22 protein-coding genes are annotated in these 25,490 nt (G+C 70.1%); 4 read left to right on the forward strand and 18 right to left on the reverse strand.

From position 1 onward, the window contains the following. Positions 1 to 16 precede the first annotated feature (16 nt). A complete protein-coding gene (locus PY257_RS13040; protein ID WP_275742485.1) occupies positions 17 to 787 on the forward strand; it encodes a YecA/YgfB family protein in 771 nt (256 codons plus the stop codon). Between the two features lie 102 nt (positions 788 to 889). Here the strand turns inward: PY257_RS13040 and PY257_RS13045 are convergent, their stop codons facing one another. Continuing rightward, on the reverse strand, positions 890 to 2,500 hold the full coding sequence (locus tag PY257_RS13045) for a glucan biosynthesis protein G (protein ID WP_419095713.1): 1,611 nt from the start codon (positions 2,498 to 2,500) through the stop codon (positions 890 to 892). Positions 2,501 to 2,699: 199 nt separating this feature from the next. Between PY257_RS13045 and bglX the strand changes: the two genes are divergently transcribed. Both bglX and PY257_RS13055 read left to right on the forward strand, forming a co-directional pair. After that, complete coding sequence (bglX, locus tag PY257_RS13050) at positions 2,700 to 4,946, forward strand: beta-glucosidase BglX (protein WP_275742487.1); 2,247 nt, start codon at positions 2,700 to 2,702, stop codon at positions 4,944 to 4,946. Between the two features lie 51 nt (positions 4,947 to 4,997). Continuing rightward, complete coding sequence (locus PY257_RS13055) at positions 4,998 to 5,162, forward strand: hypothetical protein (protein WP_275742489.1); 165 nt, start codon at positions 4,998 to 5,000, stop codon at positions 5,160 to 5,162. A gap of 8 nt (positions 5,163 to 5,170) precedes the next feature. Here the strand turns inward: PY257_RS13055 and PY257_RS13060 are convergent, their stop codons facing one another. The 17 genes from PY257_RS13060 to apaG form a co-directional block, all read right to left on the reverse strand. After that, positions 5,171 to 5,686: a CinA family protein gene (locus tag PY257_RS13060; protein ID WP_275742491.1), complete on the reverse strand. Its 516-nt coding sequence runs from the start codon at positions 5,684 to 5,686 to the stop codon at positions 5,171 to 5,173. Further along, positions 5,680 to 6,210: a phosphatidylglycerophosphatase A family protein gene (locus PY257_RS13065; RefSeq protein WP_419095714.1), complete on the reverse strand. Its 531-nt coding sequence runs from the start codon at positions 6,208 to 6,210 to the stop codon at positions 5,680 to 5,682. The genes PY257_RS13060 and PY257_RS13065 overlap by 7 nt, the downstream gene beginning before the upstream one ends. A gap of 124 nt (positions 6,211 to 6,334) precedes the next feature. After that, entirely contained in the window at positions 6,335 to 7,540 is a 1,206-nt protein-coding gene (locus PY257_RS13070; RefSeq protein ID WP_275742495.1) for an acetate/propionate family kinase, read from the reverse strand. Positions 7,541 to 7,674: 134 nt separating this feature from the next. Continuing rightward, entirely contained in the window at positions 7,675 to 9,123 is a 1,449-nt protein-coding gene (locus PY257_RS13075; protein ID WP_275742497.1) for a bifunctional enoyl-CoA hydratase/phosphate acetyltransferase, read from the reverse strand. A gap of 89 nt (positions 9,124 to 9,212) precedes the next feature. Beyond that, positions 9,213 to 9,620, reverse strand: coding sequence for a hypothetical protein (locus tag PY257_RS13080; RefSeq protein WP_275742499.1), 408 nt, complete (start codon positions 9,618 to 9,620; stop codon positions 9,213 to 9,215). Between the two features lie 34 nt (positions 9,621 to 9,654). Further along, positions 9,655 to 10,785 carry an ABC transporter permease gene (locus PY257_RS13085; protein WP_275742501.1) on the reverse strand — a complete coding sequence of 377 codons (1,131 nt, stop codon included), beginning with the start codon at positions 10,783 to 10,785 and terminating at the stop codon, positions 9,655 to 9,657. After that, a complete protein-coding gene (rbbA, locus tag PY257_RS13090; RefSeq protein WP_275742504.1) occupies positions 10,785 to 13,538 on the reverse strand; it encodes a ribosome-associated ATPase/putative transporter RbbA in 2,754 nt (917 codons plus the stop codon). The genes PY257_RS13085 and rbbA overlap by 1 nt, the downstream gene beginning before the upstream one ends. Before the next feature lie 6 nt (positions 13,539 to 13,544). After that, a complete protein-coding gene (locus tag PY257_RS13095; protein WP_275742506.1) occupies positions 13,545 to 14,618 on the reverse strand; it encodes an HlyD family secretion protein in 1,074 nt (357 codons plus the stop codon). Between the two features lie 18 nt (positions 14,619 to 14,636). Then, positions 14,637 to 16,094: an AdeC/AdeK/OprM family multidrug efflux complex outer membrane factor gene (gene adeC, locus PY257_RS13100; RefSeq protein WP_275742508.1), complete on the reverse strand. Its 1,458-nt coding sequence runs from the start codon at positions 16,092 to 16,094 to the stop codon at positions 14,637 to 14,639. 58 nt (positions 16,095 to 16,152) lie between these two features. After that, entirely contained in the window at positions 16,153 to 16,344 is a 192-nt protein-coding gene (locus PY257_RS13105) for an SDR family oxidoreductase (RefSeq protein ID WP_275742510.1), read from the reverse strand. A gap of 105 nt (positions 16,345 to 16,449) precedes the next feature. Beyond that, the gene (locus PY257_RS13110; RefSeq protein ID WP_275742512.1) at positions 16,450 to 18,192 is read right to left on the reverse strand and encodes an alpha/beta fold hydrolase; all 1,743 of its coding nucleotides are present in this window, start codon (positions 18,190 to 18,192) and stop codon (positions 16,450 to 16,452) included. Next, positions 18,182 to 18,697: a hypothetical protein gene (locus PY257_RS13115; RefSeq protein ID WP_275742514.1), complete on the reverse strand. Its 516-nt coding sequence runs from the start codon at positions 18,695 to 18,697 to the stop codon at positions 18,182 to 18,184. Before PY257_RS13115 ends, PY257_RS13110 begins: the two co-directional genes overlap by 11 nt. Beyond that, positions 18,675 to 19,652 carry a thiamine-phosphate kinase gene (gene thiL, locus PY257_RS13120; protein WP_275742556.1) on the reverse strand — a complete coding sequence of 326 codons (978 nt, stop codon included), beginning with the start codon at positions 19,650 to 19,652 and terminating at the stop codon, positions 18,675 to 18,677. The genes PY257_RS13115 and thiL overlap by 23 nt, the downstream gene beginning before the upstream one ends. Positions 19,653 to 19,786: 134 nt before the next feature. Continuing rightward, complete coding sequence (locus tag PY257_RS13125; protein WP_275742516.1) at positions 19,787 to 20,935, reverse strand: YbdK family carboxylate-amine ligase; 1,149 nt, start codon at positions 20,933 to 20,935, stop codon at positions 19,787 to 19,789. Beyond that, the gene (locus PY257_RS13130; protein WP_275742518.1) at positions 20,925 to 22,190 is read right to left on the reverse strand and encodes a cation:proton antiporter; all 1,266 of its coding nucleotides are present in this window, start codon (positions 22,188 to 22,190) and stop codon (positions 20,925 to 20,927) included. Before PY257_RS13130 ends, PY257_RS13125 begins: the two co-directional genes overlap by 11 nt. 122 nt (positions 22,191 to 22,312) lie before the next feature. Further along, entirely contained in the window at positions 22,313 to 24,274 is a 1,962-nt protein-coding gene (locus PY257_RS13135) for a site-specific recombinase (protein WP_275742520.1), read from the reverse strand. Continuing rightward, the gene (gene apaG / locus PY257_RS13140) at positions 24,271 to 24,681 is read right to left on the reverse strand and encodes a Co2+/Mg2+ efflux protein ApaG (RefSeq protein ID WP_275742559.1); all 411 of its coding nucleotides are present in this window, start codon (positions 24,679 to 24,681) and stop codon (positions 24,271 to 24,273) included. The genes PY257_RS13135 and apaG overlap by 4 nt, the downstream gene beginning before the upstream one ends. Before the next feature lie 52 nt (positions 24,682 to 24,733). Between apaG and rpe the strand changes: the two genes are divergently transcribed. Continuing rightward, on the forward strand, positions 24,734 to 25,426 hold the full coding sequence (rpe, locus tag PY257_RS13145) for a ribulose-phosphate 3-epimerase (protein WP_275742522.1): 693 nt from the start codon (positions 24,734 to 24,736) through the stop codon (positions 25,424 to 25,426). The last annotated feature ends 64 nt before the right edge of the window (positions 25,427 to 25,490 follow it).

Below are 25,490 nucleotides of genomic sequence, written 5' to 3' on the forward strand. Positions count from 1 at the left end.
CCAGAGCCCCCGCACCATGCCATCCATCACCCCCGCCACCCCGCCCGCCGGCGGTCAGCTCGGCCCCGACGATTTCGACACGCTCGATGCGCTGCTGGACGCCATGCGCGCCGACGACGTGGAAACGCCCGAATGGGAGTTCTGCGAAGGCTTCCTTGCCGCGCTCGTCTGCAGCCGCCGCGCCATCGCGCCGGAGGAATACTGGCCGGTCCTGTTCAACAGTTTCAATCCGGCCGCGCAGATGGAGTTCGTCTGGTTCTGGAAGCGCCGCTGGAAAGAGGTGGAGCAGGCCCTGGACGCCGAGGTGCAGACGCTCGACGACGAGCGCTGCTACCAGCCCGAGGTGCTGGACGTGCGCGGCGCCGCCGCCATGCTGCCGCCCGAGGAGCGCGGTGAATTGGAAGGCGGCGTGTTGCCGTCTTTCGGCCAGATCTGGGCGCTGGGCTTCATGTACGCGGTGGAGAGCTGGCCCGAGGACTGGGCGCCCCCACGCGACAAGGAGGCCGCCGGCTGGCTCGACGACGCGCTGACCGCCATCGTCGCGCTGATCGAAGACGACACCGGCCCGCCCACGGTATCGCTGTACGCCGAGGATGGCCCGCCCACGGTCAGCAACGCCCGGCTGGACGCCTGGGGCGAGGCGATCTGGGCCGTGTACGACCTGCGCCAGCTATGGAAAAGCCTGGGCCCGCGCGCGGAGCCCGTGCGCAAGCAGGCCGACCCGGGCCGCAACGACCCGTGCCCGTGCGGCAGCGGGAAGAAGTTCAAGAAGTGCCACGGGGCCTGACTGCAGGGGAAAAACAGGATACTCCCCCCCTGCCACCCTGGCGCCGCAATTAAATTAAGCGGTAATGACTTATACTCCCGGGGAGTATAAGGGGTCTGTACCTTACGGGCCAGGGCTGGCCGCAGCCCCCGGCAGCACCACCCCCGGCGTGGCCTGCGGCGGCAGCGGCGGCAACTGGTAGCTCCAGGTTTCGCTGAGCGCGGCGCCATCGGGCCCCGCCAGCGCCGCGCGCAGCTCCGCCACCTGCGTGGCCTCCTTCACCTTCACCCGCAGCGTCAGGCGCCAGCCGCGGATCGCGGGGTGGTACTGCAGGCTGCTGCCCAGGATGTCGGCGTTGGCATTGCCGCTGTAGCGCGCGCTCACCGCCGCGTCGGGCGTCAGCCGGGCCAGCGAAGGGCCTTCGAAATCCACCATCAGCGCGATGCTGCCGTCGCTCTGGCGGACCAGGTTGGGCTGGTAGCGCTCGCCAGTGGCGCGCAGGGTCTGGCGCACCCAGGCGGTGTCGTCGCCGAACAGCGCGGGCTCGTCCATCGTCCAGTGCATGCGGTAGTCGAGCTGCAAGGGGTCGCCGGGGGCGGGCAGCGCGTCGGGCGACCAGAAGGCCACGATGTTGTCGTTGGTCTCGTCGGGCGTGGGGATTTCCACCAGCGTCACGCGGCCACGGCCCCAGTCGCCGCGCGGCTCGACCCAGGCGCTGGGGCGCAGGTCGTAGCGGTCCTTCAGATCCTCGAAGCGCGAGAACTCGCGCCCGCGCTGCAGCAGGCCGAAGCCCTTGGGGCTGTCGGCCTGGAAGCTGCTGATGGACAGCATCGGCGGGTTGTTGAGCGGGCGCCAGATCCATTCGCCGCCGCCGGTGTGGATGGCCAGGCCGTTGGAGTCGTGGATGGCGGGACGAAAGTTGTGCTGCGCCGCGGGCTGGCTGGGGCCGAACAGGAACATGCTGGTCAGCGGCGCCACGCCCAGGGTGCGGATGTCGCCGCGCAGGAAGATGCGGGCTTTCACGTCCAGCAGCGCGTCGCTGCCCGGCGTCAGGGTGAATTCATAGGCGCCGGTGGCGCGCGGCGAATCCAGCAGCGCATAGATCGTGAGCTGGCGATCCTGCGGCGCCGGGCGGCGGATCCAGAACTCGCGAAAGCGCGGGAACTCCTCGGGCCCCGGCTGCGCGGTGTCGATCGCCAGCCCGCGCGAGGACAGGCCGTATACCTGCCCCTTGCCGATCACCCGGAAATAGCTCGCGCCCAGCAGGCTCATGACCTCGTCGTCCTTGCCCGGCTGGTTGACCGGGTACAGCACGCGAAAGCCCGCGTAGCCCAGCGCACTGGTGGCCTGCTTGTCGAACGCGAGGTCGCCGAAGTCGAAGCGCGCCGGGTCGTAGCGGATTTCCTGCACCGCCTCGCTGCCCTGCGCACCCACGATCTCGTTGATCTGCACGGGGGCCGCGAACTGCATGCCCTGGTGGTAGAAGGCCAGCTTGAACGGCGTGTCCAGCCCGGCCCACTCGAAGCGTTCGCGCAGCGGCTGGATTTTCTGGTAGTCGGCGAACTGCATCTGGCTGAATGCGGGCGGCAGGTTGCTCTGCAGCGCCACGTAGGGCTGGGCCGCCAGCGCGAGCGCGCGGGTGGTGAGTTCGTCGAGCGAGAAGGCATGCGCGGCGCCGCAGGCCAGAACGGCCAGGGCTGCGAACCGGCGCAGGAACAGGGGATTCGGTAACACGGTCACGGCGGGGGTTCTGGGACAATGAATTCAGCGCCATGACCTTAGCATGGCCCATGCCCACGCCCATGCCCATATCCGAGACACGATGCAGACCTTTCGCAACGCCTTTCCCCGCCTTCTCGCTGCACTGGTTCTTGCGGGGTGCGCCATGTACTCCCCGGTCGTTTGGTCCGATGACCAGCAAGCTGAGCCGGCCATGCAGCGATACGTGCCTGCGCCTGGCCTGGAGAACAAGGCCGCCTTCATCGACGGCCTGATCGCCCGCATGACGCTCGACGAGAAAATCGGCCAGTTGCGCCTCATCAGCATCGGCCCGGAGATGACCAAGGCGCGCATCTACGACGAAATCGCCGCCGGGCGCATCGGCGCCACCTTCAACACCGTCACGTCCGCCGAGAACCGGCCCTTGCAGGAGGCTGCGGCGCTGCGCAGCCGGCTGCGCATCCCGGTCACGTTCGCCTACGACATCGTCCACGGCCACCGCACCATCTTCCCCATCGGCCTGGGCCTGGCGTCGAGCTGGGACATGGAGGTGGTGCGCCAGAGCGCCCGCGTGGCCGCCGCCGAGGCCGCCGCCGACGGCATCGACATGACCTTCGCGCCGATGGTCGACATCTCGCGCGACCCGCGCTGGGGCCGCATGTCCGAGGGCTTCGGCGAGGACCCGTTCCTCGTCTCCGAAATCGCCCGCGCCAGCGTGCGCGGCCTGCAGGGCGACTCGCTGGCCGCGCCCGACAGCATCATGGCCGTGGCCAAGCACTTCGCGCTCTACGGCGCGGTGGAGGGCGGGCGCGACTACAACACCGTCGACATGAGCCCGATGCGCATGTACAACGACTACCTGCCGCCCTACCGCGCCGCCATCGAGGCCGGCGCGGGCGGCGTGATGGTGGCGCTCAACTCCATCAACGGCGTACCGGCCACGTCCAACACCTGGCTGCTGCGCGACCTGCTGCGCGGGCAGTGGGGCTTCAAGGGGCTGACGGTGAGCGACCACGGCGCCATCACCGAACTCATGCAGCACGGCGTGGCCGGCGACCCGCGCGAGGCCGCGCGCCTGGCCGTCGAGGCCGGCGTGGACCTGAGCATGGCCGACTCCATCTACCTGGAGCAGTTGCCGCAACTGGTGCGGTCGGGCACGGTGCGCGAGCAGACCCTCGACGCCGCCGTGCGCGAGGTGCTCGGCACCAAGTACGACCTGGGCCTGTTCCACGACCCGTTTCGCCGCATCGGCGACGCCGCGCGCGACCCGGCGGACGCCGATGCCGAGGAGCGCCTGCACCGCGCCGAGGCCCGCGCCGTGGCGCGCGAATCCATGGTGCTGCTGGAAAACCGCAATGGCGCGCTGCCGCTGAGGAAGGGCGCGCGCATCGCCTTGGTCGGCCCGCTGGCCGACGCGCCCATCGACATCATGGGCAGTTGGTCCGCCTCCGGCAAGTTCAAGCACTCGGTCACGCTGCTGCAAGGCATGCGCGAGGCCGTGGCCGCGCAAGGCGGACAACTGCGCCATGCGCGCGGCGCCAACGCCACGGACGACGCGCGCATCGTCGAATACCTCAACTTCATGAACTGGGACATGCCCGAGGTGGTGCAGGACCAGCGCCCCGCCGAGGCCATGATCGCCGAGGCCGTGGAGGCCGCCAGGCAGTCCGACGCGGTGGTCGCCGCCGTGGGCGAGACGCGCGGGATGTCGCACGAATCGTCTAGCCGCACCAGTCTGGAAATCCCCGCGAGCCAGCGCGCGCTGCTCGCCGCGCTCAAGGCCACCGGCAAGCCGCTGGTGCTGGTGCTGATGAATGGTCGCCCGCTCGCGCTCGGCTGGGAGCGCGACAACGCCGACGCCATCCTCGAAACCTGGTACACCGGCACCGAGGGCGGCCACGCCATCAGCGACGTGCTGTTCGGCGACGTGAACCCCGCGGGCAAGCTGCCCATCACCTTCCCGCGCTCGGTAGGGCAGATCCCGCAGTACTACAACCACCTGCGCATCGGCCGGCCCTTCACCGAGGGCCAGCCCGGCAACTACACCTCGCAGTACTTCGAGGAGCCCAACGGCCCGCTCTACCCGTTCGGCTACGGCCGGAGCTACACCGATTTCAGCGTGTCGGACGTGGCGCTGTCCGCCGACACGCTGGAGCGCGGCGGCACCCTCAGCGCCAGCGTCGCGGTGAAGAACACGGGCCAGCGCGCGGGCGCCACCGTGGTGCAGCTCTACATCGAGGACCCCGCGGCCTCCGTCGCCCGGCCCGTGAAGGAGCTCAAGGGCTTCCGCAAGCTGATGCTCCAGCCCGGCGAGGAACAGGTGGTGCGCTTCGCCGTCGGCGAGGAACAACTGCGCTTCTTCAACGCCCGGCTGGAGCAGGTGGCCGAGCCGGGGCGCTTCAACGTGCAGATCGGGCTCGACTCGCGCGACGTGAAGCAACGGAGTTTCGAGCTGAGATAGTCGCCATGCAGATCTTCGTCAAAACGCTGGCGGACTACGACATCCAGAAAGATGTCCACGCCGCACCTGGCATTGCGTGCCGTGGCCGCAGAGGCGGTGCCGGTGGACATGCCGCTGCCATTGCGGCTGGCCGGCATGGTCGCGGGTGTGGCGGGCGTGCTGCTGCGCCGCCGGCTTCGCCAAGCCAGGGGGCGTGGCGCGCTGTCAGAATCGTAAACACGTTTTCAGGCGCTCCGAAGCAGTTCCGCCAGCCGCGCCAGCGCGTGCCGCACCGTGGCCTGCCGCACGGCGGCGCGGTCGCCCGCAAAGCCCTGCACCTGCGCATGCGTGGCCGCGCCCACGCGCCAGCCGAACCACACCGTGCCCACGGGCTTCTCCGGGCTGCCGCCCGTCGGACCGGCGATGCCGGTCACGGCCACCGCCGCTTGCGCGCGCGAGCGGGCCACGGCGCCCTCGGCCATCGCGCGGGCCACGGGCTCGCTGACGGCGCCGTGGGCCGCGATGAGCGCGGCGGGGACGCCGAGCAGATCGGTCTTGGCTTCGTTGGAATAGGCGACGAAGCCGCGCTCGAACCAGGCGCTCGACCCCGCCAGATCCGTGCAGGCCGCGGCGATCATGCCGCCGGTGCAGCTTTCGGCGGTGGCCAGCATCCAGCCTTTTTTTATAAGCAAATCGGCCACCAGCGCAGGTAATTCCTGCGGTGGCAGCTCATCTTTCGATAGCAAAGCTGGAGTCACCATGGAAAATGGAACCTCCACGCCGCCAGGGCCAGCAGCGTGCAGAACGCCGCCACCAGGTCGTCGAGCATGATGCCAAAGCCCCCCGCCGGCCCGAGCCGGCCATGGAACAACTGATCGGCCCAGCCCACGGGGCCGGGCTTGGCGGCGTCGAAGAAGCGAAACAGCCCGAAGGCCGCGAACTGGCCCCAGAAGCCCATGGGCATCGCCAGCCACAGCACGAGCCAGAAGGCGGCCACCTCGTCCCAGACGACGTTGCCGGGGTCGGTGGTTTGCAGATTGCGCGCGGCCACGGTGCAGGCCCACCAGCCCACGGGCAGCGACGCGGCGACGAGCCAGCCCTGCTGCGCCGGCGTCAGCCAGCGCGCCAGCAGCAGCCACGCCACCCAGGCCCACAGCGTGCCCGCCGTGCCCGGCGCCTTGCGCGCCAAGCCCGCACCGCAGCCCAGCGCGATGAAGTGGGCCGGATGCGCGAGCAGGAAGCCGACGGTGGGGCGCGGCGGCGCCAGACCGGGGGTGAAGGTCATGGCGGGCATTCTAGCCCGCAGCGTTCAACGCCAAGCAGCACATAAAACCGCGCCTTGCCCTGCGCCAAAACGCATCGCTTTTATTGGTGCCGCCAAGCATCGAACACTGCACTAGCAAGCGGCATCAGCCCGCCGCCAGCCCTGCAATGCATGCCGCGTTGCGCGCGACGATCCATTCCTCGTTGGTGGGCTCCACCGCCACGCGCACGCGGCTGCCGGGGGTGGAGATGACGGGCGCGTGCGCCGCGTTGGCGGCGGCGTCCAGCTCCACGCCCAGGAAGGCCAGGCCGGCGCAGACGCGGGCGCGGATGTCGGCGTTGTGCTCGCCGATGCCGGCGGTGAAGGCCAGCATGTCCAGCCCGCCGAGCGCGGCGGCGAGCGCGCCGCACTCGCGCACGATGCGCCGCACGTAGAGCGCGAGCGCGGCGCGCGCGCGTTCGTCGCCGCCCTCCACGGCCAGCAGGTCGCGCGGGTCGGACGAGGTGCCCGAGATGCCCAGCAGGCCCGACTCGTGGTAGAGCACGTGGCCCACCTGTTCGAGCGTGAGCTTCTCGATCTCCATCAGGTAGAGCACCGCGCCGGGGTCCAGCGCGCCGCAGCGCGTGCCCATCATCAGCCCGTCGAGCGCCGAGAAGCCCATGGTGGTGGAGACGCTTTCCAGGCCCCGCATGCCGCACAGGCTGGCGCCGCTGCCCAGGTGGGCGACGATGGCGCGCCCGCGCGCGGCGTCGCCGTGGCGCTCGGCCAGCGCGACGGCCATGTACGCGTACGACAGGCCGTGAAAGCCGTAGCGGCGCAGGCCGCGCTCCCAGGCGCTCCAGGGCAGGGGCAGCATCTTCTCCACGTCGGGCAGGGTGTGGTGGAAGGCGGTGTCGAAGCAGGCCACCTGCGGCAGGTCGGGGCGGCTCGCGAGCAGGGATTCGATGGCTTCGAGCGCGAACGGCTGGTGCAGCGGCGCGAGCGGGATGTAGGCCTTCAGGTCGGCCAGCACCGCCGCGTCGATGCGCACGGGCGCGGAATACTTGGCGCCGCCGTGCACCACGCGGTGCGCCACGGCGGCAATACGGTATTGCATGTCCGCGCGGCTGCCCAGGCGCGCGCGCACGCGCTCGCGGATGTGCGCGAGCGCCGCGTGGTAGGGCTGCGCGGCGTCCAGCGCCACGGGGCTGGGCGCGACGCCGGTCTCGCCGAAGGTCGGGCGCGGGCCGGTGATGCCGTCCACCTTGCCGTTCCACAGCGGCGTGCGCGGCAGCGGCTGCGCGGCGGCGTCGAACAGTGCGAACTTGATGCTCGACGAGCCGCAGTTGAGTACCAGGATGAGGTCGTTCATTGGGGGTTTTCTATCTACACCGCGCATGGAGCCGGCGCAGCCAAAGCCAGGGACGCCGTGGAGCCGGCTTTACCGGGCCACTGGCGTCGCCCTCGCGAGGGGGATGCACCGCAGGCGCGCCGGGGTGTTCCATTTCACGGCGGCGTGCTCCGGTAGCGGTGTGCCAGCAGCACGGCGATGGCGCAGGAGGCGATGCGCGATTCGCGCGAGTCGGCGCGGCTGGTCAGCACGATCGGGACCTTGGCGCCGAGCACGATGCCGGCGCTGGCGGCACCGCCCAGGTATTCGAGCTGCTTGGCCAGCATGTTGCCGCTCTCCAGGTCGGGTACGAGCAGGATGTCGGCCTGGCCCGCCACGTCGGAGACGATGCCCTTGATGCGCGCGGCGGCGACCGACACCGCGTTGTCGAACGCCAGCGGCCCGTCGAGCAGCGCGCCCGCGATCTGCCCGCGGTCGGCCATCTTGCACAGCGCTGCCGCGTCCACTGTGGCGGGCATGTGGGGGTTCACCGTTTCCACCGCCGCCAGGACGGCCAGGCGCGGCTGCGCCACGCCGATGGCGTGGGCCAGATCGATGGCGTTGCGCGCGATGTCGGCCTTGGCCTCCAGGTCGGGTGCGATGTTGATGGCCGCGTCGGTGATGATGAAGGGCCGCGGGTAGGCCGGCGTCTGCATCAGGAAGCAGTGGCTGATGCGCCGCTTGGTGCGCAGGCCCGAGGCGCCGGCCACCACGGCGGCCATGAGTTCGTCGGTGTGCAGGCTGCCCTTCATGAGGGCCTCCACCGCGCCCTGGCTGGCCAGCTCGACGGCGCGGGCGGCGGCGGCGTGGCTGTGCGCGACATCCTCGATGGCTATGCCCGCGATGTCCAGTCCCTCCTGCGCCGCCAGCGCGATCAGGCGCGCCGAGGGCGCCACCAGCACCGGCTCGATCAGGCCCGCGGCCCGCGCGTCGAGCGTGGCCGAAAGGCTCAGCACATCGCACGGGTGCACCACCGCCACGCGGACCGCGCCCAGGGGTCGCACGTGGTCGAGCAGGCGCGGCAGGCCACCCCCGCCCGTGGTGAGCCGCACCTCGGGCAGCGTGGTGCGGACCCGCTCGATGTGCTCGGTGGGGGCGATCACGTCGGCCTCGCCGGTGATGACGGTCGCGCCGTCCTGGTTCACGCAGGTGCAGGCGAGCTTCAGGCGCTTCTTGGCCTCGTCGCGCGAACTCACGGTCACGCGGATGGTGAGCCGGTCACCGATGCGCACGGGCGCCAGGAACTTCAGCGTCTGCCCCAGGTAGATCGTGCCCGGCCCCGGCAGCCGCGTGCCCAGCACGGCGGAGATCAGTGCGCCGCCGAGCATGCCGTGGGCGATCACGCCGTGAAAGCGCGTGGAGGCGGCGTAGTCGGCGTCGAGGTGCTGCGGGTTCACGTCGCCCGAGAGCACGGCAAAGAGCTGGATGTCCTGTGCGCTCAGCGTGCGCTCTATCGCCGCCGTGTCGCCCACGGCGATCTCGTCGAAGACCCGGTTGCGGATCGTTTGCAGGGTGCCGCCTTCGGAGGCGGCCTGTGCTGTGCTGGGTGGGGAAGCGTCGGTCATCGGGCACCAGGTTGCAGGTGGGAGGTGAAGGGCGCGGCGGGCGGATGCCTTTGCGGCATGCGCAGGCCCCCGTGGCGGCTGCGGGGCTGCTACTTGCCGCCGCGGCTGGCGGGCTTGGCTGCGGGTTGCGCGGGCGTCACCAGGCCAAAGGGCTTGAGCAGTTCGTTCCAGGCGTCGGTGGGCGGCAGGGCGGTATTCGCATGGCCCAGTGCGTCGGCGGATGCCTGCTGCCAGGCGCGCATCGCCTCGCTCAACCCCGCCACCAGCGCCTTCTGGTTGTCGGTGGCCTCCTGGGCCAGGGTCTGCATGTCGCCAAACTGGCGCTGCAGCAGCTCGGCAGGCCCGGTGGGCCGCGCCAGCGCGCCTTCTTTCAGGTGCTCCGTGCTGAATTCGACCCAGCGCTGGCCGCTTTCCTGCAGCAGCGCCCCGGTGCGCATGAAGAAATCCAATTGGGCCTTGTACAGGGCCATGGGCAGCTCGGTGGGTATGGTGCTCATGCTATCTCCTCGGTTGGTGGTTGGAAAAGGGAATTCAGGCCATTTGTCCTATGGTCTTACGGAAACGCGCCAATGACAAGCTGAACATGATGGCGCCGATGACCAGCAGTACCAGGAAGGGCTCCCACACCACCTCGATGCCCGCGCCGCGGTACAGGATGGCCTGGCCGAGTTCGACGAAGTGCGTGGTGGGTGCGGCCAGCATCAGGTACTGCACCATCTGCGGCATGCTCTCGCGCGGCGTGCTGCCGCCCGAGAGCAGTTGCAGCGGCAGCAGCGTGAGCATCATGAGCAGCCCGAACTGCGGCATGCTGCGCGCGACGGTCGCCATGAAGATGCCCATGGACGTGGTGGCGAACAGGTGCAGCGCGGCGCCCGCCAGGAACAGCGCCATAGAGCCGCCGATGGGCACGTGCAGCAGCCCACGGACCATGAAGGTGAGCGATACGCCTGCGGCCAGCAGCACCACGGCGCCCATCGACCAGACCTTGGCCAGCATGATCTCGGTGGGCGTGACGGGCATCACCAGCAGGTGCTCGATGGTGCCATGCTCGCGCTCGCGGATCAGGGCCGCGCCGGTGAGGATGATCGACAGCATGGTCACGTTGTTGATGATCTGCATCAGCGCGCCGAACCAGGTCTTATCCAACGCCGGGTTGAAGCGCACACGCAGCGCCAGCTCCACGGGCAGCGCGGCGGCGGCGCGGTAGCGCTGCACGAACTCGCTCACCTCGCCCATTACTATCTGCTGCACGTAGCCGTTGCCCGAGAAGGCCTGGCTCATGCGCGTGGCGTCGACGTTGAGCTGGATCTCCGGCGCGCGTCCGGCCAGCACATCGCGCTGGAAGTTGGGCGGGATGTCGAGCGCGAAGGTGAACCGACCCTCGTCCATGCCCGTGTCCATCTCCGGCAGCGTGATCATCCGCGGCGGCAGGAACTGCGGCGGATAGAAGGCCGAGACGATGCGCTGCGACAGTGGCGAGCCGTCTTCGTCGACGATCGCGATCGGCGCCTTGTGCAAGGTCTCCGGCATCGCGGTGGCGGCGGTGTAGACCGACACCGTGAAGGTGTAGGTGATCAGCAGCAGCATCATCGGATCGCGCCACAGGCTCCACAGCTCCTTGATGCCCAGGCGGTAGATGTTGGCGAGGTGATGCCGGTACATCACCGCTCCTGCTTCCTGAGCAGCGCGACCGCCGCGCCCATGATCACCGGCGCCGCCAGCAGCAGCGGCAGGAACGAGGCCTGCAGGTCCGCGAGCCCCAGCCCCTTGCTGAACACGCCGCGGCTGATGGTGAACATGTAGGTCGCCGGGTAGATCTCGCCGATGAGCCGGCCGGCGCCTTCCAGCGACGACACCGGGTCGATCAGCCCGGCGAACTGCGCCGCCGGGATCAGCGTGCCGATCATCGCGAAGAACATCGCCGCGATCTGGCTGCGGGTGATCGCCGAGGCGAGCAGTCCCATGCCGGTGGCGCTGAAGCTGAAGATCAGCGCGGCCAGCAGCAGGGCCGGGTAGCTGCCGGTCACCGGCACCCCGAACACGGTGACCGCCAGCAGACTCATCAGCCCGAAGTTGAGCATGGCCAGCGCCACGTAGGGCAGCTGCTTGCCGAGCAGGAACTCGCTGCTCGTGACCGGCGTGACGTAGAGATTGACGATCGAGCCCATTTCCTTCTCGCGCACCACGGCCAGCGCGGTCAGCATCGCCGGCAGCAGCAGCAGCAGCATCGGCACCACGGCGGGCACCATCGCCGGCAGGCTGCGCACGTCGGGGTTGTAGCGGAAGCGGCTCTGGATGGTCGCGCCGCCGACCAGGCTGATGCCTGTGCGTTCGAGGGCCTGATCGGCCAGCCACTGCTGGTGGATGCCTTGCACGTAGCCTTGCACGGTCTCGGCGCGCATCGGCATCGCGCCGTCGATCCAGGCGCCGATCTGCACCGGCTGGCCGCGCAGGGCGTCGCGTCCGAAGCCGGGCGGGATCTCGATCGCCAGCGACAGCTCGCCGCTGCGCATGCGCCGGTCCAGCTCGGCGTAGTCGGTGATCGGCGGGCGTTCGACGAAGTAGCGCGACCCCGCCAGGTTCAGCGTGTAGCTCTGGCTCAGCGTGCTCTGGTCGCGGTCGAGCACCGCGTAGTGCAGGTTCTCCACGTCCATGTTGATGCCGTAGCCGATCACGAACATGAGGATCAGCGAGCCGGCCAGGGCCAGCGTGGCGCGCACCGGATCGCGCTGCAGTTCCAGCGTCTCTCGCCACGTGTAGCTGAACATGCGTCGCAGGCTGAAGTACGGGTTGCGCGTCTGCACAACCGCCGCGGCGGACGCAGGTGTGTCTTCGGCGCTGGTGGGCGTGCCGCCGCCCGCGTCCACCAGGTAGCCGATGAAGGCTTGCTCCAGCGTCGCCGCGCCGCGCTTGTGCACCAGGGCCTGGGGCGTGTCGCTGTCGAGCACCTTGCCCGCGTGCATGAGCGAGATGCGGTCGCAGCGCTCGGCCTCGTTCATGAAGTGGGTGGAGATGAAGATGGTCACGCGGTCGCGGCGCGAAAGCTCGACCAGCAGGCGCCAGAAGTTGTCGCGCGCGATCGGGTCCACGCCCGAGGTCGGCTCGTCGAGGATCAGCATCTCGGGCTGGTGCACCATCGCCACGGCCAGCGACAGACGCTGGCGCATGCCCAGCGGCAGGCTCTCGGGCAGGCTGGCGCGCACGTCCTGCAGGCCGAAGCGTTGCAGCATCTCCTCTACGCGCGCGGGCATCTCCGCCTCGGGCACGTGGAACAGGCGCGCGTGCAGCACCAGGTTCTGCTCGCAGGTCAGCTCGCCATAGAGCGAGAACGCCTGCGACATGTAGCCCACGCGGCGCCGGGTGTTCATGTCGCGCGGGTCCACGGGCTTGCCGAACAGCGCCGCGTGCCCTTCGGTGGCGGGCAGCAGGCCAGTGAGCATCTTCATCGTGGTGGACTTGCCGCAGCCGTTGGAGCCGAGGAAGCCGAAGATCTCGCCACGCCGGATGCGAAAGCTCACGTTTTCCACGGCCACGAAGTCGCCGAAGCGCATCGTCAGACCCTGTGCCTCGATGGCAATCTCGTTCTGGCCCTCCTGCGGCAGTGGCGGGATCTCCACCGGCTGGTAGCCGCGCTTCTTCTCCTCGGGCAGCAGCTCGATGAAGGCGGCCTCCAGCGAGTCGCTGCCGGTGCGCGCAAGCAGTTCGGCCGGCGCGCCGGTCGCCAGCACCCGGCCGTCGTCCATGGCCACCAGCCAGTCGAAGCGCTGCGCCTCGTCCATGTAGGCCGTGGCCACGAGCACGCTCATGCCGGGGCGCTGGCGGCGGATGCGCTGGATCAGGTCCCAGAACTGGGCGCGCGCCAGCGGGTCCACGCCGGTGGTGGGCTCGTCGAGGATGAGCAGGTCGGGGTCGTGGATCAGCGCGCAGCACAGGCCGAGTTTCTGCTTCATCCCGCCCGAGAGCTTGCCCGCGGGGCGCGCGAGGAACTCGTACAGCCCCGTGCTCTGCGTGAGGTCGTCGATGCGGCGGCGGCGCTCGGCCGCGTCGTGGCCGAACAGGCGCGCGAAGAACTGCAGGTTCTCCTCCACCGACAGCGTGGGGTAGAGGTTCCTGCCCAGGCCCTGCGGCATGTAGGCGATGCGCGGGCATACGTGGTCGCGGTGCCGCTTGCTGGCCATGTCGCCGCCCAGAACCTCCACGCGGCCCTCCTGCACGGCGCGCGAACCCGCCAGCAGCGCCAGCATGCTGGATTTGCCCACGCCGTCGGGGCCGATGACGCCCGCCATGCACCCGGCGGGAATTTCGAGGTCGATGCCCGCCAGGGCCAACGCCTTGCCATAGCGCAGCCGCACGCCGGCCAGGCGGGCCACCGGGGCACGGTCCGGCGGCACAGGGGTGGGCGTAGGTGCTTGCACGCTGGTTTATTCCGGCAGCTTCACCTGCAGCTCCGAGGGCCATTCCTCGCCCGGGTCCGTCTTGACCCAGGCCATGCCGGGCAGGCCGGTCTTGACCTGCCTGAGGTGTTTCTGCAGCAGCTCGGGGTCGATCTTCGCCTTGATGCGGAACATGAGCTTCTGGCGCTCGCTTGCCGTCTCCACGGTCTTGGGCGTGAACTGCGCGGTGCTGGCCACGAAGGACACCTTGGCCGGCAGCACGTAGGCCGGCGCGGCGTCGAGGATGATGCGCACGTCGCTGCCCAGGGCCACCTTGCCCGCCACCGTCTCGGGCAGGAAGAAGGTCATGTACACGTCGGACAGATCGACCAGATTGAGCACCTTGCCGCCGCCGCCCAGCACTTCACCGGGCTGGGCCACGCGGAATTGCACGCGGCCGTCGCGCGGGGCCTTGAGCTGGCTGTCGCTGATGTCCGCCTCGATGCGCGCGATGGTCGCGTCCACCGCCGCGATGGCCGAGCGCGCGCCCACGCGCTGCGCCCGGGCCGCGTCGATGGCCGCCTGCGCCGCCGCCACCTGGGCGCTGGCCGCGCCCACGGCGGCCTGCGCGCTGCGCACGCGGGCGCGGTCGTCGTCGAGCTCCTGCGCCGACGACGCGCCCTCGCGCGTGAGCGTTTCAGAGCGCGCCAGGCGCCGCTGGGCGGCGTCGAGTTCGCTCTCGCGCTGCGCCACCACGGCCTGGGCGGCCATCTTGTCGCTTTCGCGCACGGTCACCTGGGCATCGGCGCTTGCGGCGGCGTTGAGCGCCTGCTGGCGCTGGGCGCGCGCCTCGTCGCGCTGCGCCTCCAGGGTCTGGATCTGCATCCGCGCGAGCGGCTGACCGGCTTTCACGAAGTCGCCTTCGTTGACCAGGATGTCGTCCACGCGGCCCGCGAACTTGGTCGCTACGTCGATCTCGGTGGCCTCGATGCGTCCGTTGCCGCTCGCGAAACCCGCGCCGGGGCCTGTGGGCCGGAGTTGCGCCCAAGCGTAATAGCCCGCCGCCGCAAGGACTGCCACGACCGCGACCGGTACCAGTTTGTGCTTGATGGAAGGGCTCATGGAGTCGGCGCTTTTCTTTCAGTGGGCAGGGGTGGTGGCTGTGGGCAGGGCCTGCGCGCCGCCGCCTAGCGCGGCATACAGGCCCACGCGGGCGGAGAGCAGGGCGCGGCGCGTCTGCACCAACTGCTGTTCGGTGGAGAGCAGGTCGCGCTGCGCATCCAGCACTTCGAGGAAGGCTGCGGCGCCGTTGTCGTAGCGCAGCCGGGCCAGGCGTGCGCGCTCCTGCTGCGCGTCCTGCGCCGCCTGCTGGATGCGCACCTGCTCGGCCAGCCGCTGCTGTGCCGTGAGCGCGTCCGACACCTCGCGAAACGCCGACTGCACGGTTTTTTCGTAGTTCGCCACGGCGATGTCGCGGCGCACCTGCGAGAGATCCAGGCCGGCCTGGTTGCGCCCGGCGTCGAAGATCGGCAGCGAAAGGCTGGGGGCGAAGCTCCAGGTGCCGCTGCCGGACTTGAACAGCCCGTCGAATTCGGCGCTGGCGGTGCCGAGGCTGCCCGTGAGCGTGATGCGCGGGAAGAACGCCGCCCGCGCCGCACCGATGTTGGCCTGGGCCGCGCGTAGCTGGTGCTCCGCGGCCAGGATGTCGGGCCGCGCGGCCAGCAGATCCGACGGCAGGCCCGGGCGCAGTTGCTGCACCACGGAGCCGTCTTCCAGGCCGCTGGGTGCGGTCGGCAGGTCCACCGGGGCGCCCACCAGCAACTCCAGCGCGTGGGCCTGGCTTGCGCGGGCCTGCTCCAGTTGCACGCCGAGCGCCTGGGCCTGCGTCAGCAGCGTCTGCACTTGCGTCAGGTCCAGCTTCGAGGTGGAGCCCACTTCGAAGCGCCGTGTGAAGATGCGCAGCGACTCCTGGCGGGTGGCGATGGTGCGGCGCGCGAGCGCCACGCGCTCGTCGAGCTCCCGCAGCGACAGGTAGCCGTTGGCCACTTCGGCCACCAGCCCGATGGCGACGGCCTGTCGGGCGGCGTCGCTGGCCAGGAAGTTCTCCAGCGCGGCGTCCCGCAGGCTGCGGACCCGGCCCCAGAAGTCGAGTTCCCACGCGCCCATGCCGACGCCGGCCTGGTAGGTGCCCGATACCAGCGGCTTGCCTGTGATGTTCAGGTCCGCCGGTACACGTGAGCGGCTGGCATCCGCGTTGGCGCCGATGGACGGGAACTGCTCCGCGCGCTGGATCGCGTAGGCCGCGCGGGCTTCTTCCACGCGCAGTGCGGCGATGCGCAGGTCGCGGTTGTTGTCCAGCGCCTGCGCGATCAACTGCTGCAGGCGCGGGTCGGTGGACAGGTCGCGCCAGCCCAGGCTGGCGGCGGTGGCACCGGCCGCGTCCGCGGGAGCGTCGGACGGGTACTGCGCGGCCACGGGCAGCGCGGGTGCTTCGTAGGGCGGGGCCATGGAGGCGCAGCCCGCCGCCAGCCATGCGGCGCCGGCCAGCGCGCAGGCAGCGGGAAAGCCTCGCAGGCGGCGATGGATGGTCGGGTTCATGGAGTCCGGTTCAGCCCAGGAACGTGGAAGCCGGCATCGACGTAGAGCGTGCTGCCGGTCATGGAGCGCGCCGCGTCGAGTGCAGCAGGAAGTCGAGCCGGCCCCAGCGCCGGGCGATGGCGGCGAGCACCGCTTCCAGCGGGCCCGGCTGCTTCACGTCGAGCGGCATCGGGATGGGCGCTCCCCAGACCTGCCGGACCAGGGGCTCCGCATGGGGCCGCGCCTTGTCGTCGAGCCAGGTGACGGCCAACTCCGCCCCCGCGCCGGCAAAGGCGCGCGCAGCCCCAGGCGATGCCCTGATCGTTGTCGCTGCCGATCACCAGCCCCTTGCGGCCCTGCAGCATGGGCGGCATGGTCATTTCTCCAGCACGTAGACGCCGGGCGCGTCGCCCAGCGGCGGATGGCCGGGCATGCCCATGCGCGGGGGCTTCGCCGGCGCCGACGAATGCTGCCGCAGCCACTTGGCCCATTCCGGCCACCACGAGCCCTGGAAATCGGGTGCCTGGGCCTGCCAGTCGTCGGCCGACAGATGGGTGCCGCCGGCCGGGCGCGTCTGCATGCGGAAATGGCGGTGCGGGTGGCCCGGCTCGCTCACGATGCCCGCGTTGTGGCCACCGCTGGTGAGCACGAAGGTGATCTCCGTCGGGCACATGTACTGCAGCTTGTAGACCGAGCGCCAGGGTGCCACGTGGTCGGTTTCGGTGCCCACCATGAACGTGGGCACGTCGATGTCGCCCAGCGCCACGGGCTTGCCGCGCACCGGGTAGCGGCCTTCGCTGAGGTCATCGTTCAGGAACAGGCGGCGCAGGTACTGCGAATGCATGCGCGCGGGCATGCGCGTGGCGTCGGCGTTCCAGGCCATGAGGTCGTTCATCTTGGCGCGCTCGCCCAGCAGGTGCTGGTTGACCAGGTGCGACCACAGCAGGTCGTAGGAGCGCAGTAGTTGGAACGCCCCCGCCATCTGCCCGGCGGTGAGGTAGCCGGCCTGCGCCATCTGCGCTTCCAGCAGGCTGACCTGGCTTTCGTCGACGAACAGGGCCAGTTCACCGGGCTCGGTGAAGTCGGTCTGGGCCGCGAACAGCGTCATCGAGGCGAGCCGCTCGTCGCCGTCGCGCGCCATGGCCGCCGCCGCGATGGCCAGCAGCGTGCCGCCCAGGCAGTAGCCCGTGGCATGCACCTTGCGCTTCGGCACGATGGCGTTCACCGCGTCCAGCGCGGCGTCGAAGCCCAGTTCCAGGTAGTCGTCCATGCCCAGGTCGCGGTCCTCGGCGCCCGGGTTCTTCCACGAGATGCAGAACACCGTATGGCCCTGGTCCACCAGGTACTTGATGAGCGAGTTGTGCGGCGAGAGGTCGAGGATGTAGTACTTCATGATCCACGCCGGCACGACCAGCACCGGTTCGGGGTGCACCGTGGGCGTGGTGGGCGTGTACTGGATCAGCTCCATCAGGCGGTTTTTCAGCACTACCTTGCCGGGGGTCACGCCCACGTTCACGCCGACCGTGAAATCCTCCGCGCCCGCGGGGGGCCGCTGGCTGATCTGGCGCTCCATGTCGTCCATCGCATAAAGCGCGCCGCGCAGCAGGTTGGCGCCACCCTCGTTCCATGTCCTGCGCAGCACCACCGGGTTGGTGAGGACAAGGTTGCCCGGCGAGAACATGTCCAGCAACTGGCGCGCCGCGAAGGCCACCATGTCCTGGTGGTGCTTCTCGACGCCCCATACGCCGTGCGTGGCGGCCACCCACCATTGCTCGGTCAGCAGGAAGGACTGGTGCAGCAGGTTGAACGGCCAGTGGTGCCATTCGTCCTGGGCGAACCGGCGGTCGCGCGCCGGCACCGGGACGCATGCCGGCGTGCAGGCCGGGTGCAAGGCGCATTCCAGCGCATAGTGCACGAGCTGTTCGGCGTAGCCGAGCGCCAGCGATGCCAGCTCCAGCCGCTTGCCGGGCGAAAGCGCAAGGTGCATACCCCAGTCGGCGGCGGCCAACAGGGCCGAGGACTGCGACAGCGATGCGGACCACCGGGCGATCGTCGCATGCACAGGCTGGTCTATCTGGTCGGCGAAACCGGACGATGGAGCAGGCGCATCAGAAGGCATGGGGCAGGCTTCCTCTCTTTGGGCAGATGTGCATGGAACCGCTGTCAGTGTATGCACCGGACGCGCGGCCTGGGTTGATGTGCGTCAAGACCCCACGGGTACCGACCAGCAGTCGGTCGGTATGGGCAGGATACGTCAGAATACCGGGCAAAAAAGACATGGGGTTTCCAGAGGTGAATGCCTTGCCCGCTTTTGCCCCGGTCGCGATCACCCGCTCGCGGCGGCCGGCGGATGTGCGCGTGCAGCACAGATCCTCGACGCCGCCCTGGCCACCTTGCGGCTGCTTCTGGCTGAGGGCGAGTTCCGCGCCTGATGGAGCTGTGGCGCGGCAACATGGTGAACATGCTGTCATCGCACCTGACGCGGTATTGGCGGATACCGCGCCGATTGCATCGACGCCCTGTGCGAACTGCTGGAGCCGCGATGACCCGGGCGATGTGCCGGGGGCGGGCGCATGGCGCTGGCATGAACCCGCGCGGCGCTCAGGCGAAATGGTCGAACCCATGCAGGCGCCGCAGGTCGAGCGCGTGGCCCGCGCCATCCACCAGCCGCAGGCCGGGCTGCGCCTCCACCACGCCGATGCGCGTGGCCCGCGTGCCGGCATCGCGCGCCGCGGCCTGCACCGCATCGCGTGCGGCGGGCGGGGCGGTGAAGGCCAGTTCGTAGTCGTCGCCGCCCGCGAACACGCAGGTCGCCAGGGTTTCAGGGTCAAATTGGCCTCTAGCGCTTGATACATAAGCGGAGGCAGCTATCAGTTCAGGAGCAACCGAGGCTTCCACGCGCGCCCCTACGCCGGATGCGCGCAGCACATGCATCAGGTCGCCCAGCAGCCCGTCGCTGACGTCGATCGCGCTGCTCGCTACGCCGCGCAGCGCCAGCCCCAGCGCCACGCGCGGCGTGGGGCGCTCCATGCGCTGGCGGGCGGCGGCGAACACCTCGGCCGGCAGGCTCAGCGTGCCACGGAAGGCCTCCAGCGCCAGCCGCGCATCGCCCACGGTGCCGCTCACATAGATGTCGTCGCCCGCCCGCGCGCCGCTGCGCAGCAGGGCCTGGCCTGCGGGCACTTCGCCGAACACGGTGATGCAGATGTTCAGCGGCCCCGCCGTGGTGTCGCCGCCCACCAGTTCGCAGCCGTGCGCGTCGGCCAGCGCCAGCAGCCCGCGCGAGAAGCCCGCGAGCCAGTCTTCGTCCACGCGCGGCAGCGCCAGCGCCAGCGTGAAGGCCAGCGGCTGCGCGCCGCAGGCCGCCAGGTCCGACAGGTTGACCGCCAGCGCCTTGTGCCCCAGCGCCTCGGGCTGGACTGTGGGCAGGAAGTGCCGCCCCTCCACCAGCATGTCGCTCGATACGGCGAGCTGCATGCCCGGCGCGGGCGCGAGCAGCGCGCAGTCGTCGCCCACGCCAAGGACGGCGCGGCGCACGGGGCGCTGGAAGTAGCGGGCTATGAGGTCGAATTCACCCATGGGGGCCTGCGATGCGGTGGTTTGCAAGGTTGGTACGCTGACTCACGATTTTGTGGTCGCTGGAGAATTGGCTCTGTGGATGACAAGGCTTTCATGCCTGCGGCGCTTATGGAATAAGAGCTGCAAGCTATCAATCAAGGAGCGTCTGCAGCCGCCCGCAGCACTGCTTCGCCCCGGAACCGCCCCGCCGCCTGCCGCACCACCTCGCCTAGCAACTGCTCCTGCCGCTGCCGCTCGCGCAGCCAGCGCGCGTCGTTGTGGTCGCGCTCCACGCTGTCGCGCAGCAGGGCCAGGGCACCGGTGGCGCCGTGGGTTTGGACGTGGCGCGCGATGCGGTCCATGGTGTGGAGGATGTGCTCGCGCAGCGGCATGTGCTCGCCGCTTTGCGGGTCCACGTACACCGCGTCGAGCCCGAAGCGGCAGGCCTGGAAGCGGTTGTAGGTGTAGACGAGGTAGTCGTCCTCATCGGGCACGAAGGGCTGCTCGGCCAGGAACCATGCGGCCAGGCTCTGCACGTAGCCCGCGAGCGCGGCGGCGCGCTCCACGGTCAGCGGGGTGTCGAACACGCGGATCTCAATGGTGCCGAACTCCGGCTTGGGCCGGATGTCCCAGTAGAAGTCCTTCATGCTCTTGACCACGCCGGTGCGCGCCATCTTGCCGAAGTAGGCATCGAACTCGCCCCAGGTCAGCGCGAACGGCGCGCGGCCCGAGAGCGGAAAGGCGAACACCGAGTTCAGCCGCGCCGAGTCGAACGCCGTGTCCTGCCCCTGCACGTAGGGGCTCGATGCCGACAGCGCGATGAAATGCGGGATGTAGCGCGACATGCGGTGCAGCATGAGCAGCGCCTCGTTGGCGCCGGGGCAGCCGATGTGCACGTGCTGGCCGAAGATGGTGAACTGCTTGCTCAGGTAGCCGTACAGCTCCGACAGCTCGCGGAAGCGCTGCTTGTCGTAGATGCGCCGCTCGTGCCACTGCTGGAACGGGTGCGTGCCGCCGCCCACGATGGCGATGTTGAGCTTGTCGGCGCTCTTCACCAGCGCGTCGCGGATCTGCCCGAGCTGCTCGCGCGCCTCCAGCCACGAGTGGCAGATGTCGGTCGATATTTCGATCATGCTCGACGTCATCTCGGGCACCACGCTGCCGGGCAGCGTCTGCTTGTGCATCAGGCGCAGCATGTCCTCGGCGTAGGGGGCGAGGTCGTAGTCGTTGGTGTTGACGAGCTGCAGCTCCAGCTCCACGCCGAGCGTCAGCGCCTCCGAGTGGCTGAAGGGCTCAAGACTCATGGCGGTTCTCCTCGACGGCGTTGTGCTCGCGGCCCGCTGGCCAGGGCTTGGCGCTTTCGCCGGCGCGGTAGATGGCCGCCGTCGCCAGCACCGCGCCCAGCACCTCCATGAGCAGGATGGCCGGCAGCGCGATGCGCGCGATCATCGCGCCCGTGGCGGGCGCCGCCACCATGAACTGCGACGCGATGAGCAGCGCGATGGACGACATGGGTGACATGGCGCAGCTCACCCAGAACGCCTGCCGCCAGCTCGCGCCGCTGCCCACGTTGCCGATGCCCACGCCCACGGCCTTGGCCGCCACGCGCACCGCGATCAGCGCCAGCACCATGCCAGCCACGGGCGCGTTCCAGTCGCCCTGCGCGGCCACGGTGGAGACCAGCACGAACATCAGCATGACCAGCAGCGACGACGCGGTGCCCAACTGGCGCGGCCAGGCCCAGGGCCGCGGGTGCAACTGCTTGAGCAGCATGCCGCCCAGCAGCGCCGCCAGCGGCGCGGAGCCGCCCATGGTGGCGGCCACCGTGGTGCAGGCGGTGATGAGCGCGAGCAGCAGGATGGAGGTGTTCTCGCTCGTCGGGCTCATGAAGCGCAGTGCCAGCCGCAGCGCCAGCGCCAGCACCGCGCCGACGACGATGGACACGCCCAGCACCACGACCACGGGGTAGATGGTGTCGATGAACGGCAGTTGTTCGCGTGGCAGCAGTTCGGCCTTGGCGCTGCCCAGCGTCAGCGCGTAGAGCGCGGAAAGGGTGGCCAGCACCATGGCCCGGTCGGTCACCGGCCCGGTGGCGTGCGTGTCGGCCACCACGCGCGACAGCACCGCGGGCGAAGCAGCCATGGCCATCAGCGCCAGCGGGCTGGCCACGGCGGCGGGTACATGCAGCCAGTAGTGCAGCACGCCGTACACGGCGAGCCAGGTGAGCGCCGATTCGGCCACGCTCTGCACCAGCACCATGGGGTTGTGGCGGAACCAGCGCAGCGGAATGCGGCTGCCGGCCTGGAACAGCACCAGCGACGTGCCCAGTTCCAGCAGGAACAGGCCAATGCCCTGCAGCGGCCATTGCGCGCCGCTGAAGCCCGCCAGGCCCGCGATCGCGCCCACGAGCGAGTAGCCGAGCACCTTGGGCAGGCCGCTGTAGCGCTGCAGCAGATGGCCGGCGATGGCGGCGGCGGCCAGCAGCAGCGACCACTGCACGGTCGGCAGTCCGGCGGAAGGGCGCAGCCATTCGGCCCAGAAAGAGAGGAGTTCGTTCATGGAGTGTCGTTGTGTGCCATGGGCGCCGCGGGCGACCACGGGTATCCGGCCATGGGCTTCGAATCTAACCGCGCATGCGCGCCGGCCCTGTAGGACAGGTGCTGCAATCGGCCTAGCGCGGCTCAGGGTAGCAGGAAGTGCAGCGGCGCGCGTTGCATGCGCGCCCGGATGGCCGCGCGGATGCGCGCCCGGTCCACGCCGCTCACGTTGTGGGCGCGCAGCGCCAAGCGGAATGCGCAGTAGAAGCTTACAACGACGTTGAGCGCGCCCACCAGCGGCAGGCTGGCGGCGCCCCACCAGAGCGCGGACGTGCGCAGCGATTCCCAGCCCAGCGCGGCGCCTGCGGCGGCGAGCTGCCCGGCAGAGAGGGTGACGTGGCGCACCTCGAACCCGATGCCGAAGAACGCCGCGAACGCCGGCACCAGCCCGAGCATGAAACCCAGCGAGACGTTGGCCGCGAAGCCCGAGATGTTCTCGCGCATGAAGCGTGCCCAGCGCGCGGCGCGGGGCGTGCCCAGCAGCGCGGTGATGCGCGGGTTGTAGCGCAGCGCCGAATCCAGCCGGTGCAGCACGAACCAGTTCTCCACCCAGCCGGCAATGATGCTGGAGGCGAACAGCAGCACGCCCGTGGCGCCCGCGAACAGCGCCGTGGGGCCCAGCAGGTGCAGTGAATGCAGCACGTGGCCGGCCTCGCGGGCATCGATCATCGGGTGGCCGAGCAGCCACTGGATCAGCACGCTCAAGGCCAGCACCGCCGGCACCACCAGCAGCACGTTGCCCAGCACTGCCGCGACCTGCGTGCGCACCAGGTGCGTCACTTCGTCCGCGAAATCGTCGACCGCGTGGCCCCCGCTCAGCTCCTTCAGCCGGGCGGCCATGGCCGGCGCCGTCATGGCGGGCTGCTTGGTGGCCAGCGTGAAGTGCAGCAACTGGATCAGCACGAAGCTGCCCGCGTACACCGCGCCGGCCCAGAACCCGCTCCAGAACGCCGGCAGGCCCAGTGCCATGACCACGAACTTCAGGAACGTGGTGCCCGCCGTGAGCACGCCGCCGCCGCAGGCCTTGCGCACCATGGCCAGGTACTCGGTCCGGTCGCGGGTGATGTAGTGCTCGCCTGTCTCGGCGCTGCGCTCGGTGACCTTGGCCGCCAGCAGGGAGGAGTTGGAGGCGATCAGCGCGCGCAGGCTGCGGCGCTCCTGCGCCACCGCCGCAAGGTGCGCGAGCAGGCGCACCGCGCTCGGGCCGGGCTGGGGCGACAGCACGCAGTCCAGCAGGGCGCGGATGCGCAACGCGCGCTCGCGCAGTTGGCGCAGGCGGAACACCAGGCCGACCGAGATGCCGTTTTCCTCCAGGTGCGTGTAGACGGTGGCGGCGGCGTGGCGGCAGGCGTCGAGCCGCTCGCGTAGCTGCTGCGCCGCCGCGTCGCGCCGGTCGTCGTGGCGCAGGCCGTGCAGCACCTCCACGCGCAGCGTTTCCACGTCGCGCATCAGGTCCAGGAAGGGGCGCGTGTCGCGCCCCGCCGCGCGCATGCGTAGGCGCAACTCGGGCGCGCAGCCGGCGGCGGCGATCTGGCTGGCGCAGTAGGCGATGGCGTCCATCAGCGCCTGCTGCCAGTGCGAGGCGCCGGTGGCTTCGGGCTTGGCAAGCAGCGCCTCCAGCCGGGCCAGGTCGGCCTCCTCCAGCGCGGACAGCCATTGCACGTCGAACGCCGTGGGCCGGGCCAGCACGAACAGCTCCGCCGCATCCACCGTCTCCGGCGTGCCTGGCAGCAGCTTGCGGCGCAGGCGCTCCGACGCTTCGCTGAACAGCGCCGTGCGCGGTGCGAAGCCCAGGTCGGCGAGCAGCGGCGTGACGTCCACCGTGTCTTCCAGCGTGCGCCACCATGCCGCCAGGCGGGTGCGCACGGCGGGCCGGGCCTCGGCGGCGGCGAGCAGCAGGCGCACGCGTGCGACCGCATCGCCGCTGCCGCGCCGGCTGCCCCGTATCCATTCCAGCAGGGAGAGCAGCCACAGGTGCCGCCCGGCCAGGTCCGCAGCGGGGTCGAGCGCCGCCAGCAGAGCGTCCAGGTCGCGGGGACGCGTCAATGCAGTACCCGGCCGTTCAAGGGCTCCATGGAGCCGCCGGCCGGGCCCATGGCTTCGAGGACGAACAGCGCAACCGGCGCGTCGAAGTGCTTGCCGTCCTCGGCCACGCAGAAGAAGCTGCCGTGCATGGTGCCGCTGGCGGTGCGCAGGCGGCAGCCGCTGGTGTACTGGAACGATTCGCCGGGCTGCAGCAGTGGCTGGTGGCCGACTACGCCCAGGCCCTTGACCTCCTCGGTGTGGCCGCGGGCGTCGCTGATGATCCAGTGGCGCGCGATCAACTGCGCGGCGACGTTCCCCGCGTTGGTGACCGTGATGGTGTAGGAGAAGCCGTAGACGCCGTCCTCGGGCGCCGACTGCTCGGGCAGGTACCGGGGCACCACTTCCACGCGGAATTCATAGGCTCGCATGGAGGCAATGGTACCTGCGGCGGGCCGCAATGCACCTGCGGCTGCGACAATCATGGACATGCCGTCCCGCACCTACCGCATTGCCCCCTCGATCCTCTCGGCCGACTTCGCCCGGCTCGGGGAGGAAGTCCGCAACGTCGTCGGCGCCGGCGCCGACTGGATCCACTTCGATGTGATGGACAACCACTACGTGCCCAACCTCACGTTCGGCCCCATGGTGTGCCAGGCGCTCAAGCCCCATGCGAAGCGGCCCGACGGCACGCCCGTGCCGATCGACGCGCACCTGATGGTGGCGCCGGTCGATGCGCTGGCCGCGGCATTCGCCGAGGCGGGCGCGGACCTCGTCAGCTTCCACCCCGACGCCTCGGGCCACGTGCACCGCAGCATCCAGGCCATCACCTCCAAGGGCGTGAAGGCGGGGCTGGTGTTCAACCCCGCCGCGCCGCTAGACGTGCTGGACTGGGTGATCGACGACATCGACCTCGTGCTCGTGATGAGCGTCAACCCGGGCTTCGGCGGCCAGGGCTTCATCGATTCGGCGCTGCGCAAGATCGAGGCCGTGCGCCGCCGCATCGACGCCAGCGGCAAGGACATCCGCCTGGAGGTCGACGGCGGCATCAAGGTGGACAACATCGCCCGCGTGGCTGCGGCGGGGGCCGACACCTTCGTGGCCGGCAGCGCCATCTTCGGCAAGCCCGACTATGCCGCCGTCATCGCGGCCATGCGCGGCGCCCTGGTGCGGTAACTTCGCGGCAACTCCGTTCTTGCCGCGGTTGTCGTCCGGCGCCTACAGCGTGGTGCCGGCTTGT

This window comes from Curvibacter soli (assembly GCF_029211125.1).
GTDB classification, from domain to species: domain Bacteria; phylum Pseudomonadota; class Gammaproteobacteria; order Burkholderiales; family Burkholderiaceae_C; genus Curvibacter_A; species Curvibacter_A soli.